We start from the raw sequence: 17131 nt of genomic DNA, 5'->3' as shown, positions 1-17131 counted from the left end.
AGCCTCCCGACTGTGTTGCACTCACACCCGGCGAGTGCCAGAATCGGCGTTGGCACTCGCTCACGCTGAGTGCCAGCACGACCCCCAAGACGACGTCCGGGAGGGACGAAAAACCACATGGCTAAGATCATTGCTTTCGACGAGGAGGCCCGCCGTGGCCTCGAGCGCGGCCTGAACCAGCTGGCCGACGCCGTGAAGGTGACGCTCGGCCCGCGCGGCCGCAACGTCGTCCTCGAGAAGAAGTGGGGCGCCCCCACGATCACGAACGACGGTGTCTCCATCGCCAAGGAGATCGAGCTCGACGACCCGTACGAGAAGATCGGCGCGGAGCTCGTCAAGGAGGTCGCCAAGAAGACCGACGACGTCGCCGGTGACGGTACGACCACCGCGACCGTCCTCGCCCAGGCGCTCGTCCGCGAAGGCCTCCGCAACGTCGCTGCCGGTGCCGACCCCGTGTCGCTCAAGCGCGGCATCGAGAAGGCCGTCGCCGCCGTCTCCGACCAGCTCCTCGCCAACGCGAAGGACATCGAGACCAAGGACCAGATCGCCGCGACCGCGTCGATCTCGGCCGCTGACCCGACCATCGGCGCGCTCATCGCCGAGGCCATCGACAAGGTCGGCAAGGAAGGCGTCGTCACCGTCGAGGAGTCGAACACCTTCGGCACCGAGCTCGAGCTCACCGAGGGCATGCGCTTCGACAAGGGCTACCTGTCGCAGTACTTCGTCACCGACCCCGAGCGTCAGGAAGCCGTCTTCGAGGACGCCTACATCCTGATCGTCAACTCGAAGATCTCGAACATCAAGGACCTCCTGCCGGTCGTCGACAAGGTGATCCAGGCGGGCAAGCAGCTCCTGATCATCGCCGAGGACGTCGACGGCGAGGCCCTGGCCACGCTCGTCGTGAACAAGATCCGCGGCATCTTCAAGTCCGTCGCCGTCAAGGCCCCGGGCTTCGGCGACCGCCGCAAGGCCATGCTGCAGGACATCGCGATCCTGACCGGTGGCCAGGTCATCTCGGAAGAGGTCGGCCTCAAGCTCGAGAACGCGACGCTCGACCTGCTCGGTCGTGCCCGCAAGGTCGTCATCACCAAGGACGAGACCACGATCGTCGAGGGTGCCGGCGACGCCGAGCAGATCGCCGGCCGTGTCCGCCAGATCCGTGCCGAGATCGAGGCGACCGACTCCGACTACGACCGCGAGAAGCTCCAGGAGCGCCTCGCGAAGCTCGCCGGTGGCGTCGCCGTCATCAAGGCGGGTGCCGCGACCGAGGTCGAGCTCAAGGAGCGCAAGCACCGCATCGAGGACGCCGTCCGCAACGCGAAGGCTGCCGTCGAAGAGGGCATCGTCGCCGGTGGTGGCGTCGCCCTCATCCAGGCCGGTGCCGTCGCACTCGAGGCCCTCGAGCTCGAGGGTGACGAGGCGACCGGTGCGAACATCGTCCGCGTGGCCATCGACGCGCCGCTCAAGCAGATCGCGCTGAACGCCGGTCTCGAGCCGGGTGTCGTCGCCGCCAAGGTCCGCGAGCTCGAGTCGGGTTGGGGCCTCAACGCCGCGACCGGCGAGTACGTCGACCTGATCGCCGCTGGCATCATCGACCCCGCCAAGGTCACGCGTTCGGCGCTGCAGAACGCTGCGTCGATCGCCGGTCTGTTCCTGACCACCGAGGTCGTCGTCGCCGAGAAGCCCGAGCGCACCCCTGCTGCTCCGGCTGGCGACCCGACGGGTGGCATGGACTTCTAAGTCCGCCTGACGGAACGGCCCCGCACGCTGCGCGTGTGGGGCCCTTCTGCATGTGCGGGGGCGGGGATGTTCTGCGTGTGCGGGGGCGGGGTCGGGGCCGGGAGGTCACAACACCCCGCTCAGGTCCGCCGAGCGGTCAGGAACCGTCGGTTGGGTCCGTTCCAGTCGACACTTCGTGACCGTTGGCCGGCGCAGGAGCGGGGAGTCGTGGCCGGCTCGTGCGTGCGGCTTGCGCGTGTCCTGGGTCTTCTCTCCCGCACAGGAGGCCCGGCTCACCTCGTTCTCCACAGGTCCCGAGTGCGCGTGGCCGGCTCACGTGCCCCGCAACGACCATGATGGCATGCCAGCTGCCCGTCGCCTCCCTGCTCCGTTCGACCGATCCACCTTCCGCGTGGCCGATGCGGTCGGTCACGGCATCGATCCGGAACGGCTCCGGCGCGCCGACCTGGCAGCCCCGGTGCACGGTGTGCGTGCTCCGATCGACTCGGTGGACTTCATCGACGCCGTCGCCCTGGTCATGCGTCCCGACCAGTTCTTCAGCCACACGACCGCCGCCGCGATCTGGGGTGCGCCACTGCCGCAGTCGGTGCGCTCGGTCGGCCCGGTGCACGTCTCGACCGCGAGGGACGGGAGCCGGATGCGTCGGCCCGGCGTGGTCGCGCACCGGCTGGACCGGCCGAGGACCGTCGAACACCGCGGGTTCCCGGTCAGTGTCCCCGCGCAGATGTGGTTCGAGTGCGCCGGCGTGCTCGCACGTGACGCGCTGGTCGCGATCGGGGACCACCTCGTCGGACCAGCCGGGCTGGCGACGGCGGACGACCTCCGTGTGTCGATCCGCCCCGGCACACGCTTCGCGCTCGCTGCTCGGCGCGCGTTGGACCTCGTCCGGGCTGGGGCGGAGTCGCCGCAGGAGACCTGGCTCCGTCTGGCCGTGGTCGAAACGGGGTTCCCCGAGCCGGAGCTGAACGTCGACGTGCACGACGGTGCGGGGCGGTTCCTCGGACGCGTCGACATGGCGTGGCCGGAGTTCCGCATCGCGTTGGAGTACGACGGCGATCACCACCGGGAGCGCGACACCTTCCGACACGATCAACGACGGGACAACGGGTTCGTGGTGAACGACTGGCTCGTGATCCACGCGACGGCATCGGACGCACACCGACCCGCGGTGTTGTTCGAGCGACTCCACCAGGCGTTCGAGGTCCGAGCGGTCGGAAGTCGTCGGCGGTCAGCGTGACGGCAGTGATCGCCACGCTGAAGATCTCTTCGCCGGGCGGTCACGACATGCCGTCGGCTGTGCGCCGGCCGGTCACGAACTGTCGGTCAGCGAGCGTGCAGACGACAGATGGTGACCGCTCGGCGGCGTCGGACGGGGTGTTGTGACCGCCCGGGAAGCTGTGAGGGCGGAGGATGGGCGGCAGTTAGCGCTACCTCGAGCAGCGGCCGGCGTGCGGGTCAGGCGGCGAAGTCGCGGGGGAGCAGGGGGAGCCAGACGCGGAAGGTGGCGCCGCCGCCCTCGGTGTCGAAGACCTCGACGGAGCCGTGGTGCGCCGCGACGATGCCGGACACGATGGCGAGCCCGAGGCCCGAGCCGCCGGTGTCCCGGGCGCGGGAGGTGTCCGCACGCCAGAAGCGCTGGAAGATCTTCTCGCGCAGCTGCGGCGGGATGCCCTCACCGTGGTCGATCACGTCGAGGTGTGCCATGCCGCGCTCGTCGTCCACGCCGATGCCGATCTCGATCGGGTCGTCGTTCGCCGTGAACCGCATGGCGTTGCCCATCAGGTTCGTGACGATCTGGCGGATCTTGTTCTCTTCCGCCAGGACGATCGGCGGGCGCTTCGGCAGCACGACCGTGGGCAGCGGGGTGGTCTCGTCCGTCGGGGCGGCACCGGCGTCGATGTTCATGGCGCGGGTACGACGGGCCCGCAGGCGCGCGATGGTCTGGCGCGAGAACGCGATCGGCCCGGTGGTGTTCGCCGAGGTGGGCGACACGGGAGGTGCTTCGCCGGAGTCCGGAGAGCCGATGGACGACGACGACGCCGACGGGCGGACGGCCTGGGGCACGCTCTCGCCGGTGAGGGAGTCCTCGACGAGGACCTGGATCTCCCGGTCGGGGTTGGAGGCCATCGTGTCGAGCGCCGAGTCGCGGGCGATGGCGACGAGGTCGACCGGGCCGAGCTCGAGCGGCTTCGACTCGTCGATGCGGGCGAGCTGCAGCAGGTCCTGCACGAGCAGGCCCATCCGCTGCGCTTCCTTCTCGATGCGCTCCATCGCCTGGGCGACGTCCTCTTCCTTGCGCAGGGCGCCCATCCGGTACAGCTCGGCGTACCCGCGCAGGGACACCAGCGGCGTGCGGAGCTCGTGCGAGGCGTCCCCGACGAACCGGCGCATCTGGGCGATGGTGCGCTCACGGTCCTCGAACGCGGAGTCGATCCGCTCGAGCATGACGTTGAGGGAGCGGTTGAGTCGGCCGACCTCGGTGTTCGGGGTGTCGGCCTCGAGGCGCTGGTTGAAGTCACCCGCGGCGAACCGTGCGGCAGTGTCCTCGACGTCGCGCAGCGGGTCGAAGGTCGCGGTGACGAGCAGCCGGGTGAGCATGGCGCCGAGCAGGATGACCGAGGCACCGAACCCGAGGAAGATCGCGGTGAACTTGCCGATCGTCTCGTCGGTACCGGCACTGGAGACCGCGATGAGCACGTAGCCGGTCTCGGTGGTGCCGTCGGACTGGTTCTGCAGCGACGCCGGGATGATCTGCGCACGCCACTCGTGGTTGTGCTGGCTGTCGTAGAGCGAGATGCGCTGGTTCGCCTGCGAGGCTTCGACCAGGGTGGCTTCGCGGACGTCGGGCCGGCTCGACGCCTTCGTCTGGCAGATCCGGTCGCCGTCGGCATCGTACGCGGCGACGTAGGCGCTCTGCGACACCACGACGGACAGCTTGCAGTACTGCTCGCCGTCGCTGATGTTCTGGCCCTCGAGCTGTTCGGTCGTCTGCTTGACCGTGTTGTCGAGCTGCTGCATGAGGTAGGTGGACAGCACGGTCATCGTGCCGAGTCCGGCGACGAGCAATCCGAGCGCGACGAGCAGCACCGTGATCCCGGTGATCTTGGTGCGCAGGGAGATCCCGTCCCACCAGTGGTTCATTCGCGTGTGCATGCTGCCCCAACGATAGACAGCGGCCGCCCGGTGAAACCGGACGACCGCCGTGAAGTCGAGCCCCGCGGGACTCCTGCTCCTACGAAGCCTTGGACGCCTTCAGCATGTAGCCGAAGCCGCGCTTGGTCTGGATGATCGGCTCGGCGGAGTACTGGTCGAGCTTGCGGCGCAGGTACGAGATGTAGCTCTCGACGATGCCGGCGTCGCCGTTGAAGTCGTACTCCCACACGTGGTCGAGGATCTGCGCCTTCGACAGCACGCGGTTCGGGTTGAGCATCAGGTAGCGGAGCAGCTTGAACTCGGTGGGCGAGAGCTCGATCTGGGCATCGCCGATCGTGACCTCGTGCGTGTCCTGGTCCATCGTGAGCTCGCCGGCGCGGATGATCGCGTCTTCCTCGTCGTTCATGGTGCGACGGAGGATGGCCTTGATGCGGGCGACGATCTCGTCGAGCGAGAACGGCTTGGTGACGTAGTCGTCGCCGCCGACGGTGAGGCCGGTGATCTTGTCCTCGGTGTCGTCCTTCGCCGTCAGGAACAGGATCGGCGAGGTGTAGCCCGAGGAACGCAGGCGCTTGGTGACACCGAAGCCGTTCATGTCGGGCAGCATCACGTCGAGGATGATGAGGTCCGGCTCTTCTTCCAGCACGGCGGAGATCGCCTGTGCTCCGTTGCCCACCGCACGCACGGCGAAGCCGGCGAAGCGCAACGAGGTCGTCAGGAGGTCGCGGATGTTCGGCTCGTCGTCGACGATCAGGATCTTGGGGCCATCGCTCATGGTCTTATCTTCTGACTGTTCCCTCGGGGTTTCCTGAGAGCGGTTCGTGCGTCAGCCCACGGGCGTCTGGACCTGGTCGGCGTCGAGGATCGTGTACGAGTAGCCCTGCTCCGCCAGGAACCGCTGCCGGTTCTGCGCGAAGTCCTGGTCGACGGTGTCCCGGGCCACGAGCGTGTAGAACGACGCGGGCAGGCCGTCCTTGTTCGGGCGGAGGAGCCGGCCGAGCCGCTGCGCCTCTTCCTGCCGGGACCCGAACGAGCCGGACACCTGGATGGCGACGGTCGCGTCGGGCAGGTCGATCGAGAAGTTCGCGACCTTCGAGACGACGAGCACGTCGACCTCGCCGGACCGGAACGCGTCGTACAGCCGCTCCCGTTCGTCGACCGGGGTCGCCCCCGTGATCTCCGCGGCGTCGAGCGACGCAGCCAGTTCGTCGAGCTGGTCGATGTACTGCCCGATCACCAGGATCTGCTCACCGCGGTGCTTCTCGATGAGTTCCCGCACCACCGGGGTCTTGGCCGGGGACGTCGCGGCGAGCCGGTAGCGCTCGTCGTCGCTCGACGCCGCGTACTCCAGGCGGTCCTGGTGCGGCAGGTCGATGCGGACCTCGTAGCAGGAGGCCGGCGAGATGTAGCCCTGCGCCTCGATCTCCTTCCACGGGGCGTCGTACCGCTTCGGCCCGATGAGCGAGAAGACGTCGCCCTCGCGGCCGTCCTCGCGCACGAGCGTCGCGGTGAGGCCCAGGCGTCGGCGGGCCTGCAGGTCGGCGGTCAGCTTGAACACCGGCGCGGGCAGCAGGTGCACCTCGTCGTAGACGATGAGGCCCCAGTCGAGGGCATCGAGGAGCGACAGGTGCGTGTACTCGCCCTTCCGGCGGGCGGTGAGGATCTGGTAGGTCGCGATCGTGACCGGTCGGATCTCCTTGACGCTGCCCGAGTACTCGCCGATGTCCTCCGGCGTCAGGGTCGTGCGCTTGAGGAGCTCGGTGCGCCACTGCCGCGCCGAGACGGTGTTCGTCACGAGGATGAGCGTGGTCGCCTTGACGGTCGCCATGGCGCCCGCGCCGACGAGCGTCTTGCCCGCACCACAGGGCAGCACGACGACGCCGGAGCCCTGGGCGAAGAACGTGTCGACGGCCTGCTCCTGGTACGGCCGCATGTGCCACTCGGCGGTGTCCAGATCGATCGGGTGCGGCTGCCCGGGGGTGTAGCCCGCCAGGTCCTCCGCCGGCCAGCCGAGCTTCACGAGCTCCTGCTTGATCTGCCCCCGCGCCCACGGCTGCAGTTCGACCTCGGTCGAGGACCGCATGTCACCGAGCAACGGCTTGATGCGCTTGGACCGGATGACCTCGGCCAGCACCGACGGGTCCTCGGCGGTGAGGAGCAGGAGCGGCAGGCGCTCGAGTTCCTCGGTCGGGGAGTTCGCGATCACGGGCGCGTCGGGCCGTTCCTCGCGACGGATCACGAGCCGTCCGTAGCGCGAGACCGTGTCGCGGATGTCGACCGTGACGCTCTGCGGCACGGGGAACTTCGCGAAGCGTTCCAGGGTGTCGATCATCGCCTCGGCGTCGTGGCCCGCGGCGCGCGCGTTCCAGAGTCCGAGGCGGGTGATCCGGTAGGTGTGCACGTGCTCGGGAGCGCGTTCGAGCTCGGCGAAGGCCGCGAGCTCGTGGCGCGCGTCCTCGGCATCGGGGTGCGCGACCTCGAGGAGCACGGTGCGGTCGCTCTGCACGATCAGCGGTCCGTTCATGACCTGCCAGCCTAGCCGTCGGCACCTGCGTGCGGGTGACCGCGCGGCTCAGGCGTCGCTCTCGACCGACACGACGAGTGACAGCGGCAGGGTGCGCTCGACGTCGACGGCCGTGTCCCGCCCGCGGACGCGTCCGGCCGCGACCGAGGTCGGCACGATCGAGAACGGCCGCTCCGAGCCGTCCGGCATCCGGACGGTCACACGGATCGGCGTGCGTCCGCGCACGGCCAGGTCGATCTGCCGACCGAGCCACTCCTGCTCCGGCTCCGCGTCGCCGCGCTGCGTCGTCAGGCGGAGCCGTTCGACGAGTGCGTGCGCCGACTGCTCCGGCGAGCGTCCGGTGGGGCTGCGCCGGCCGGGAGGCCCGTGGTGCGCCTCGGGGCGGGCTGCGGTCGTCAGGACGGCCGGGTAGCGCTGGTCCTCGAGCGCGGTGTGCACGACGTGCGGCGGGTAGCGCGTGGTCAGCGTCGTCAGGTCGGGCCGCTCCCACGCGAGCTGCCGGAGCTCGGCGTCCACCCCGACGAGGTCGAGCTGGTCGGCGGTGCCGCGGACCTCGGTCCCGACGCCGCCCGGCCCCCGGTCGACGACGATGCTGCCGTCGCGTCCGGCCACCTGGTCGATCAGGTAGGCGAGGGGCTGCGGGATCCCGGTCGCCGACAGTCGTCCGAGCAGGGACAGCAGGTCGTCGCGGGAGTGTCCGGCCCGGAACGCCGCGCGCAGGGTGTCCTCGGAGATGCGGTAGCGGGCCGCGAGGCCCGGTGCCTCGAGCACGGCGACGGTGCGTAGGGCGTCGTCGTCCACCGGCGCGAGCGGCCCGGGTGCGATGACGGTGAGGTCGTGCTGCAGGTAGACCCGCTCGACGGTGCCCGGCAGGTCGTCGGCGGCCTGGTCGGCGTCGCCGTCGAGGAGCGCCCGACCGGTGCTCGTCACGATGCCGTCGACGGCCAGGCCGAGCGACGCCGCGGTGCCGGCGACGTCGAGCAGCAGGGCGTCGAGCCAGCGGGACCCTGCCGGGTACGCCCAGCGCCCGAGCGGCACGAGGTCGCGCAGGTCCCCGTCGGCCAGCTCGAGCACCTGGTGCACGGCGGGCGGGAGCGTGTCCGACCACGCGGCCACCAGCGACACCCAGCGCTCCGGCCAGCTTGCGAGCAACCACGCGTGCCCGGGGTCGGTGACGATCCAGCGTCCGGTGTCGGGGTCGGCGAACCCGATGCTGTCGAGCAGCGCCAGGCGACCGGCGACGAGCTCGGCATCGGTGCCGATGCGTTCGGCCAGGGTGCGGGCGAGCGGCATGCCGATCCCGCCCTTGACGAGTTCGCGGACCGCGCCGGCGTCGACCGCCCGCAGCAGTTCGGCGAGCACGGTCATCGTCGCGAACGCCTGCTCCGCACCCGTGGTGCGCGCACGCTCGAGTGCCGCGGCGTCGAGGGCGGGAGCAGCGGGGCGGACCTGCTCCGGGCCTCCAGGCTGCTCGTCGAGCGAGGTGAGGTCGGGGTGGGCGGCCACGCGTGCGGCGACCGCGTCGTCGACGGCGCCGTCCTCGTCGGCGAGGCCGAGCTCGACCGCGGGGCCGAGCGCGTCGACGGCGCCGCCGTCACGCAGCGCCAGGATCGTGGCGCGCGGCAGGTGCTCGACCGCGGCGTCCACGGCGTCGTCGCTGCGGAGCGCCTCGGCGAGGTCGAAGAAGTCGGTGATGCGCTGCGGGCCGGTCTCGGCGAGTGCAGCGGTGGGGAGTCGCCTCGCCGCGACGAGGCGCTCGAGCGCATCGTCCGGCATCGCCCGGAGTCGGGCGGCGAGGTCGGCGGTGGTCGTCATCGTCCGGTGCCAGCGTCCGGGGCGGACGTCAGCGAGCCGTCCGGTTCGCTCGTGCGCGACGTGTCCAGGTGATGCCGAGGAGCGTGAAGACCAGCACCATGGCGATCGGGAAGCCGAAGAGCGGGATCGCCATGACCACCGGCCACGGCATCGCACCCCGGGCGCTGGGGGCGGTGAGCCACATGATGATCATCGCGACGAAGCAGAGCAGGCCGAGGATGATGATCCCACCGATCATGAACGCCAGAGCGCGTTCGGTACGATTGAACGTCACCGGGGGTTCTGCGGAGTCCTGCGGGTTCCCGGTTGATCGGGTCGGCTTGGCCATCGACCCAGGATATCCGACGCACCACGGCCGTACCACGACCTCGAGGAGTCCACGCATGCCCACCGGCAAGGTCAAGTTCTACGACGACGACAAGGGCTTCGGCTTCATCACCGGAGACGACGGCGACCAGGTGTTCCTGCACGCGTCCTCGCTGCCCGACGGCGTCGTGACCGTCAAGGCCGGCACGCGGCTCGAGTACGGCGTCGTCCAGGGCAAGAAGGGGTCGCAGGCGTTGTCCGTGCGGCTGCTCGAGCCCCAGCCGTCGTTGTCGCGGATGACCCGTCGCTCCGCGGACGACATGGCCGTGATCGTCGAGGACCTGGTGAAGGAACTCGACCGGATCAGCGGAGACCTCCGCCACGGCCGCTACCCGAAGAACGGCGATCGCATCGCCGCCATCCTGCGGCACGTCGCAGACCAGTTGGAGGCGTGACCCCATGACCGAGTCCGAGACAGCAGGGGCCGAGGCGGCTCCCGACGCAGTGTCGACTGACGCCGTGTCCACTGACGCCGTGTCCACCGACGCAGCGTCCGTTGACTACACCGACCTGGCGCGCGAGGCGTTGCTCGAGGTCACCCCGGAGTCGACCGTCGGCGCACCCGTCGGCACCGTGGACGAAGGGGACGGCGTCGTGTCCGTCCTGTTCGCCAACCGGCTGCCCGGCTACCCCGGGTGGCGGTGGACCGTCAGCGTCGCCAAGGTCGGCGACGACGAACCGACCGTGCTCGAGGTCGAGCTGATGCCCGGGGACGGCTCGCTCGTCGCGCCCGAGTGGGTGCCGTGGTCCGAGCGACTGGCCGAGTACCGGGCCGCGCAGGAGCACGAGGGCGAGGACGCGTCGGACGAGGACTCGGACGACGAGGACTACGACGACGAGTCGGATGAGGACGACGACGAGTCGGACGAGGACGACGAGGACTCGGACGAGGACGACGACTACGACGACTCGGATGACGACGAGTCGGACGACGACGACGACGACGACGAGTTCGACGCCGACGAGGACGACCTCGACGAGTCGGACGACGACGACATCGAAGGCGTGGACGTCGATGCGCTCGCCGATGTGAGCGACACCGACAGCGACACCGCCGCCGCCTCGGCCCCCGAGGACGAGGCCCCGCAGCCGCCCCGTCGTCGCCGTGCCCGCCGCGTGCAGCCGTTCGAGCCCGACGCCGATCTCGAGGTCGACCAGCTCGACGCCGGCGAGGCCGACCCGGGCTTCCACCGCGCCTGACCCATCCGGACCGAAGAACGGGCCCGGCGCCACCGATCGGGTGGTGCCGGGCCCGTCCTCGTTCGGGCGGGTGTCCCCGAGGTCAGCGCAGGGCGTCGATCGTGAAGTCGATCGCGCGCACGAGCTTCGCGACGTCGTCCGGGTCGATCGCGGTGAAGGTCGCGACGCGCAGCTGGTTGCGGCCGAGCTTCCGGTACGGCTCGGTGTCGACGATGCCGTTCGCGCGCAGGGTCGCGGCCACGGCCTTGGCGTCGATCGAGTCGTCGAGGTCGATCGTGGCGACGACCTGGGAGCGCGCGGCGGGGTCGGTGACGAACGGGGTCGCGGAGTCGCTGGCCTCGGCCCAGTCGTAGATCGTCGACGACGAGGTCTTCGTGCGGAGGTCCGCCCACGCCAGACCGCCGGACTCGTTCATCCACCGCACCTGCTCGTCGAGGAGCAGCAGCGTGGAGATCGCCGGGGTGTTCAGGGTCTGGTTCAGGCGCGAGTTGTCGACGACGTTCTTGAGCGACAGGAACTCCGGGATGTACCGGTCGGAGGCGGCGATGCGGTCGATCCGCTCGATCGCGGCGGGGGAGAGCAGCGCGAGCCACAGGCCGCCGTCCGAGGCGAAGTTCTTCTGCGGGGCGAAGTAGTAGACGTCGGTGGCGCTGACGTCGAACAGGGCGCCACCGGCGGCACTGGTCGCGTCGACGACGGTCAGGGCACCGGCGTCACCGGTCGCGCGGACGACCGGGGCCATGACACCTGTCGAGGTCTCGTTGTGCGGGTAGGCGTAGACGTCCACGCCCTCCACCGGCTCGAGTGCGGCGAGGGAGCCACCCGGCGCCTCGACGACGTGCGGAGCCTCGAGCCACGGGGCTGCTGCGGCCTTGGCGAACTTCGATCCGAACTCGCCGAAGGACAGGTTCTCGGCACGGCGCTCGATGAGGCCGAACGCGGCGGCGTCCCAGAACGCGGTCGAGCCGCCGTTGCCGAGGACGACCTCGTAGCCCTCGGGGATCTGGAACAGGTCTGCGAGGCCGGAGCGGACGCTGCCGACCAGGTCCTTCACGGGCTTCTGGCGGTGCGAGGTGCCGAGGATCGTGGCGCCGCGCGTCACGAGGGACTCGAGCTGGGCGCCGCGGATCTTCGACGGACCGCAGCCGAAGCGACCGTCGGTGGGGAGGAGTTCGGCCGGGATGACGATGTCTGCCATGCACCGATCCTACCGACGACGATCCGCCTGCCCGAGCCCGTGTACCGGCCGGACGGGGAGGGTTCGACCCACCCGTCCACCGCGTCGGATGACCCTTTCTCACGTGCACCCGGGCGCCGGTCGGTGTTCGTCGGTGCGAACAAGTAGTGTGGTCGGCGCTGGGCCCAGACATGAGAGGCGGACCGTGACCGATCTCGTCGACACCACGGAGATGTACCTTCGCACCATCCTCGACCTCGAGGAAGAGGCGATCGTGCCGCTGCGCGCGCGCATCTCCGAGCGCCTCGGACACTCGGGCCCGACGGTCTCGCAGACCATCGCCCGCATGGAGCGCGACGGCCTGGTCGTCGTCTCCGGCGACCGGCACCTGGAGCTCACCGACGAGGGTCGTTCCCGCGCCACGCACGTGATGCGCAAGCACCGTCTGGCCGAACGCCTGCTGGCCGACGTCATCGGACTCGACTGGGCCTTCGTGCACGACGAGGCCTGCCGGTGGGAGCACGTCATGAGCGAGCAGGTCGAGGTCCGCCTGCTCGAGATGCTCGGCAACCCGACGGAGTCGCCGTACGGCAACCCGATCCCGGGGCTGGCCGAGATCGGTGGCCCCGCGGCCGCCGGGTTCCTCGACGGCGTCCAGAACATCGTCGCCGCGACCGAGGGCACCGACGCCGTCACGACCGGGGTCGTCCGACGCCTGGGCGAGCCCGTGCAGTTCGAACCGGAACTCCTGCACCAGCTCCGCACCGCCGGCGTCATGCCCGGGCGTGTGGCGAGCGTGCAGCGTGCTGGCGCCTACGTCGCGGTCCGCGTCGAGGGTGAGGACTCGGGCATCGAGCTGCCGATCGAGGTCGCGCAGCACGTCTACATCGAACGCGGCTGACCGTTCCTGGTCGTTCCTGAGAGTCTTTACCGTTTCGTTACCTGTGGGGCGTTTGGTCTCGACTCGGTAACGACGCTTCCGTACACTCGTCCGAGTCGCCGCGCTGCCCCTGAGCCGGAGACCCGTGGCAGGACGTCTCGAACCCGTCTCCTGCCTCGATCGGAAACGATGACGAACGGATGGGGTTGCACACCGCCGGACACCCACGGCGGCGTGATGACGAGACGTTGGAGACACACCTCTTGACGCAGACCGGTACCGCCGCGGACGACCAGACGCCCGCGAACCCGACGAACACCGAGAACGCCACCACCGCCCCGCTCACCCGGCGGGCCGTGCGCGAGACCGAGGGCCGCCCGGTCCGCAAGGTCGTGCCGGTGCGCTCCGCCCCGCTGCCCGGTGGTCGTCGTGCCGCGCAGGCCGCCGCAGCCGCGAGCACCGCGAAAGCCAGCTCCTCGTCGCGCAAGCGCAAGTTCCTCGCGCCGGTCGTCCTCACCGTTGCCGCCGGCATGTTCGGTACGGTCGCGGTCGCCCCGGCCTTCGCCGCGACGACCTCCAGCAATTCGACCGCCGTCGCCGACGCCCAGCGTCAGGTCCGGGCCACGCAGAGCCAGGAGCTGTCGGTCTCCGACGCCGTGGCGCTCGCCGACACGAGCCGTGACGGCTTCGGCGCGACGTCCACCGCGACGCTCGACGCCGAGAAGGCCGCAAAGCAGGCTGCCGCGGACCAGGCCGCCGCAGCGAAGGAAGCCGCCGAGCAGGCCGAGCAGACCCAGACCGCCCGCGCCGCGACCGCAAAGCAGTACTCCTCGTACACCGGGCCCACCGCCGCCGAGTACGCGGCCAGCTCGTCCGCCGCCGACACCCCGTTCTCGCTGCCGGCCGTGGTCGCCACGGGCAAGCAGTACATCGGCACCCCGTACGTCTTCGGTGGCGCGGACCCGTCGGGCTTCGACTGCTCCGGCTTCATCATGTTCGTGTACGCCCAGTACGGCATCAACCTCGCGCACTCCGTGCCGCTGCAGGACCAGGCCGGCACCACGATCCCCGAGTCCGAGGCACAGCCCGGTGACGTCGTCATCTTCAACAACGAGGCGCACGACGGCTTCTACATGGGGAACGGCATGATCATGGACGCCCCGAAGCCCGGCGGCACCGTGCAGATCCGTCCGATCTGGACCAGCGACTACCACATCGTCCGCTTCGGCATCTAGCGAACACTGCCCCCGGGGGAGTGTGAACTTCTCCAGAACCGGCCCGCACACCCTCGTGCCGGGCCGGTTTCTGGGTTAACCTGACGCTGCACCGGTCCGCACCGGCGCGAACAGGAGACCCTCATGTCGATGTTCCGCACGACCCGCACCATGGGTCGGCGCGCGCGCGTCGACATATGGTCGAGCACAGCCTGCGTGCACGAGCACGCCCCTGCATGACGAGAGCACTGCCCATCCGGGTGGTGCTCTTCGTGGTTCCAGGGGTGTGAACAGGTCGTCCTCACCCGTTCGCGTCGTCGGTCCGACGCACCCGCAGCGCCTGGAAGCCGTCCAGGCACGTCGGAAGGGAACCCATGCGCACTCTCGTCCTCAACGCCGGTTACGAGCCCCTCGCGGTGATCTCGTTCCGACGAGCCCTCGTGCTGGTCATGAACCAGAAGGCCGCCATCGTCGCCGCCGACGTCGAACACCCCGTCACCGGGTCGACGTCGAGCTACGACCGTCCGTCCGTCATCATCCTCACCCGCTACGTGCGCATCCCGCACTCCAGGCTCGTGCCGGTGTCCCGTCGCGGTGTGCTGCGTCGGGACGGCAACCACTGTGCCTACTGCGGCCGGCACGCCACCACCATCGACCACGTGCAGCCGCGGTCGCGCGGTGGGCAGGACTCGTGGGAGAACCTCGTCGCCTGCTGCCTGGCCTGCAACAACACCAAGGGTGACCGCACCCCGCAGGAGATGGGGTGGCGCCTCCGGTTCCCGCCGAAGGTGCCGCACGGGTCCTCGTGGGTCGTGCGCGGCATCGAGCGCCCGCAGGCGGAGTGGGACGAGTACCTCGTGGCCGCGTAGCGGCCGTCGGTCCGCACCAGGAGACGGACTGGAGGCCCGTGGCGACGCCGCCACGGGCCTCCAGTCCGGCGGTCGCACCGCGACTCCCGGCACCGCCGCGGGCGTCCTCGCCTGTCCGGACAGGTGCCCGCCGAGTTCACGCACCGTCCACGCCGCGTGCACCGGGACGGAACCCCGCCCCACCGCTGACCTGCGACAGTTGCGGCATCCGCACCGGACCGGCACTCCGCGCCGCCCGAAAGGTCTTCATGCCCCGCTCCGCACACACCGCACTCGACACTGAGACGGACCACCAGCCGCTGACCGAACGGTACGACGTCGTCGTGGTCGGCGCGGGCATCGTCGGGCTCGGCATGGCCTACGAGGCGCTCCTGCAGGGCGCCCGGGTCGCGGTGGTCGATCGTGCGGGCGCGGTCGTGGGGGCGAGCGTCCGGAACTTCGGCCACGCCTGCGTCACCCCGCAGACCGGGGAGGCAGCCGGGTACGCGCAGGAAGCACGCCGCCGCTGGCTCGCACTCGCGCAGCTCGCCGGGTTCACGGCCCGCGAACGCGGTGCCCACGTCGTCGCCCGTCGTCCCGAGGAGCTGGCGGTGCTCGAGGAGTACCGCGACTCCGGCGCGGACCTGCGGCTGGCCGACGCGGCCGAGATCACAGCGGCGGTGCCGGTCGACCCCGGCTCGGCCCTCGGCGGCGCGCACCTCGCGCACGACCTGCAGGTCGACCCCCGGGAGGCGGCACCCGCGATCGCGCGCTGGCTCGCCGGGCAGGGGGTCACCTTCCACTGGCGCACCCCCGTGCTCGAGGTCACCACCGGCGCCGTCCGCACCGGTCGCGGCATCGTGGAGGGGACCCGGATCGTCGTCTGCACCAACCACGACCTCGACCAGCTCTTCCCGGAGCTCGCCGAGTCGATCGGCCTGGTCCGCTGCCGGCTCCACATGCTGCGTGCGACGATCCCGCTCGCCTTCCCGCTCGCCACACCGCTGCTGACCGGGTGGTCGCTGCTCCGCTACTCGGGGTTCGCCGCGATGCCCGGAGCGGGTGCCCTGCGGGACCGGCTCGCCGCGGACCTGCCCGAGGGGATCCGCTGGGACCTCAACCAGATGTACACGTCGCCGCCGGACGGCAGCATCATCGTCGGGGACACCCACGAGCGCGGGGTCGACGCGCCGCCGTTCCAGGACGAGGACGGCTTCCGGCTGCTCGTCACCGAGACCGAGCGGCTGTTCGGTGCGCCGGTCTCCGTGGTCGACCGGTGGCAGGGCGTCTACGCCTCGGCGCCGGGGCGGGAGTTCCTCATCGACCAGCCGGTCCCCGGGGTCGACGTCGTGACGGTCACCACGGGCATCGGTATGACGACCGGCCTCGGCATCGCGCCGACGGTCCTCGGCTGAGGGAGACCGTCAGTCGCGGCGCATGCGACCACTCCGGCGAACGGTGCGACCGCGGCGGCCTCCGGCACCGGTGAGTTCGTCACGCGGTCGTCACGCCCTGGCGGCGGCGTCGTCGACCTCGGCGAGCACCGACGGCAACTCGGTGACCGAGTCGAGGACGTGGGTGTGCGCGACCGTCGCGAAGTCGGCGTCCTGGTGCGTCCCGGTCCGCACGCCCGCCACGACGGAGGCGCCGGCGCGGTGTCCCGTGAGCAGATCGGCGACGGTGTCCCCGACGACTGCCACGTCACGGACGTCGTCGGTGGCGGTCCGGAGCACGGCGGTGAGCACCATGTCCGGGTAGGGGCGCCCGCGGCCGGCGTCGGCGGGGGAGAGCGCGAGGTCGATCAGCGGCCGCCAGCCGAGCAGGTCGAGCACCGCGTCGCGCGTCGCGGGCGAGAACCCGGTGGTCAACGCGATCCGTCGCCCCGCTGCGCGGAGTGCGACGAGCGTCTCGACGGCGCCGTCCACCGGCCGCACGCCGCGGTCGGGGGTTCGTGCGTAAGCACGCTCGAAGGCGGTGTTGGCCGCCTCGGCGCGGACACCGTCACCGTCGAACAGCGCGGTGAACACGGCGATCTTCGACTGGCCCATGGTGTCGACCGCGTACTGCACGGCGCGGTCGTGCTCGGCGCTCCCGTGCTCGAGGCCGACGTCGGTGAGCGCGGTGCGGAAGGCGTCGAGGACGACGCCGCCGTCGTCGACGGTGGTTCCTGCCATGTCGAGGCAGACGAGCGAGATCATGGGACTCCTGGGTACG

The 17131-nt window shown here is 70.6% G+C and carries 15 protein-coding genes; 8 read left to right on the top strand and 7 right to left on the bottom strand.

Annotated elements, in window-relative coordinates; genetic code table 11:
- Positions 1-117: 117 nt before the first annotated feature.
- Complete coding sequence (gene groL, locus DEJ19_RS16020; RefSeq protein WP_017888048.1) at positions 118-1740, top strand: chaperonin GroEL; 1623 nt, start codon at positions 118-120, stop codon at positions 1738-1740.
- A 340-nt stretch (positions 1741-2080) separates the two neighbouring features.
- A complete protein-coding gene (locus tag DEJ19_RS16015; RefSeq protein WP_111233855.1) occupies positions 2081-2977 on the top strand; it encodes a putative endonuclease domain-containing protein in 897 nt (298 codons plus the stop codon).
- Between the two features lie 218 nt (positions 2978-3195).
- Here DEJ19_RS16015 and DEJ19_RS16010 read toward each other — a convergent pair whose 3' ends face one another.
- The 5 genes from DEJ19_RS16010 to DEJ19_RS15990 form a co-directional block, all read right to left on the bottom strand.
- A complete protein-coding gene (locus tag DEJ19_RS16010; RefSeq protein WP_110863081.1) occupies positions 3196-4893 on the bottom strand; it encodes a sensor histidine kinase in 1698 nt (565 codons plus the stop codon).
- A gap of 79 nt (positions 4894-4972) precedes the next feature.
- Positions 4973-5668, bottom strand: coding sequence for a response regulator transcription factor (locus DEJ19_RS16005; protein ID WP_017888045.1), 696 nt, complete (start codon positions 5666-5668; stop codon positions 4973-4975).
- 51 nt (positions 5669-5719) lie between these two features.
- Positions 5720-7417: a DNA repair helicase XPB gene (locus tag DEJ19_RS16000; protein ID WP_027466594.1), complete on the bottom strand. Its 1698-nt coding sequence runs from the start codon at positions 7415-7417 to the stop codon at positions 5720-5722.
- A 48-nt stretch (positions 7418-7465) separates the two neighbouring features.
- Entirely contained in the window at positions 7466-9232 is a 1767-nt protein-coding gene (locus DEJ19_RS15995; RefSeq protein ID WP_111233856.1) for a helicase-associated domain-containing protein, read from the bottom strand.
- Positions 9233-9260: 28 nt separating this feature from the next.
- Positions 9261-9560, bottom strand: a complete 300-nt coding sequence (locus DEJ19_RS15990; protein ID WP_111233857.1) for a hypothetical protein — start codon at positions 9558-9560, stop codon at positions 9261-9263.
- Between the two features lie 55 nt (positions 9561-9615).
- Between DEJ19_RS15990 and DEJ19_RS15985 the strand changes: the two genes are divergently transcribed.
- Both DEJ19_RS15985 and DEJ19_RS15980 read left to right on the top strand, forming a co-directional pair.
- Positions 9616-9993 (top strand): cold-shock protein, encoded by a 378-nt coding sequence (locus tag DEJ19_RS15985; protein WP_017888041.1) that lies wholly within the window; start codon positions 9616-9618, stop codon positions 9991-9993.
- 4 nt (positions 9994-9997) lie between these two features.
- Positions 9998-10798, top strand: a complete 801-nt coding sequence (locus tag DEJ19_RS15980; RefSeq protein WP_111233858.1) for a DUF3027 domain-containing protein — start codon at positions 9998-10000, stop codon at positions 10796-10798.
- An 82-nt stretch (positions 10799-10880) separates the two neighbouring features.
- Here DEJ19_RS15980 and serC read toward each other — a convergent pair whose 3' ends face one another.
- Positions 10881-11996, bottom strand: a complete 1116-nt coding sequence (gene serC / locus DEJ19_RS15975) for a phosphoserine transaminase (RefSeq protein ID WP_111233859.1) — start codon at positions 11994-11996, stop codon at positions 10881-10883.
- A 184-nt stretch (positions 11997-12180) separates the two neighbouring features.
- Here serC and DEJ19_RS15970 point away from each other — a divergent pair, with 184 nt between their 5' ends.
- The 4 genes from DEJ19_RS15970 to DEJ19_RS15955 all read left to right on the top strand — a co-directional run bounded on the left by DEJ19_RS15970 (position 12181) and on the right by DEJ19_RS15955 (position 16332).
- Positions 12181-12876, top strand: a complete 696-nt coding sequence (locus DEJ19_RS15970) for an iron-dependent transcriptional repressor DtxR (RefSeq protein ID WP_071404062.1) — start codon at positions 12181-12183, stop codon at positions 12874-12876.
- A gap of 242 nt (positions 12877-13118) precedes the next feature.
- Positions 13119-14090 (top strand): C40 family peptidase, encoded by a 972-nt coding sequence (locus DEJ19_RS15965; protein WP_111054075.1) that lies wholly within the window; start codon positions 13119-13121, stop codon positions 14088-14090.
- Positions 14091-14443: 353 nt separating this feature from the next.
- Positions 14444-14938, top strand: coding sequence for an HNH endonuclease (locus tag DEJ19_RS15960; RefSeq protein ID WP_027466591.1), 495 nt, complete (start codon positions 14444-14446; stop codon positions 14936-14938).
- Between the two features lie 248 nt (positions 14939-15186).
- Positions 15187-16332 carry a TIGR03364 family FAD-dependent oxidoreductase gene (locus DEJ19_RS15955; protein ID WP_110863075.1) on the top strand — a complete coding sequence of 382 codons (1146 nt, stop codon included), beginning with the start codon at positions 15187-15189 and terminating at the stop codon, positions 16330-16332.
- A gap of 90 nt (positions 16333-16422) precedes the next feature.
- Here DEJ19_RS15955 and DEJ19_RS15950 read toward each other — a convergent pair whose 3' ends face one another.
- Positions 16423-17115 (bottom strand): HAD family hydrolase, encoded by a 693-nt coding sequence (locus DEJ19_RS15950; protein ID WP_111233861.1) that lies wholly within the window; start codon positions 17113-17115, stop codon positions 16423-16425.
- Positions 17116-17131 lie beyond the last annotated feature (16 nt).

The organism is Curtobacterium sp. MCSS17_016, assembly GCF_003234255.2.
Taxonomy (GTDB): Bacteria; Actinomycetota; Actinomycetes; order Actinomycetales; family Microbacteriaceae; genus Curtobacterium; species Curtobacterium flaccumfaciens.
This window is presented reverse-complemented; position numbering and strand designations above follow the sequence as displayed.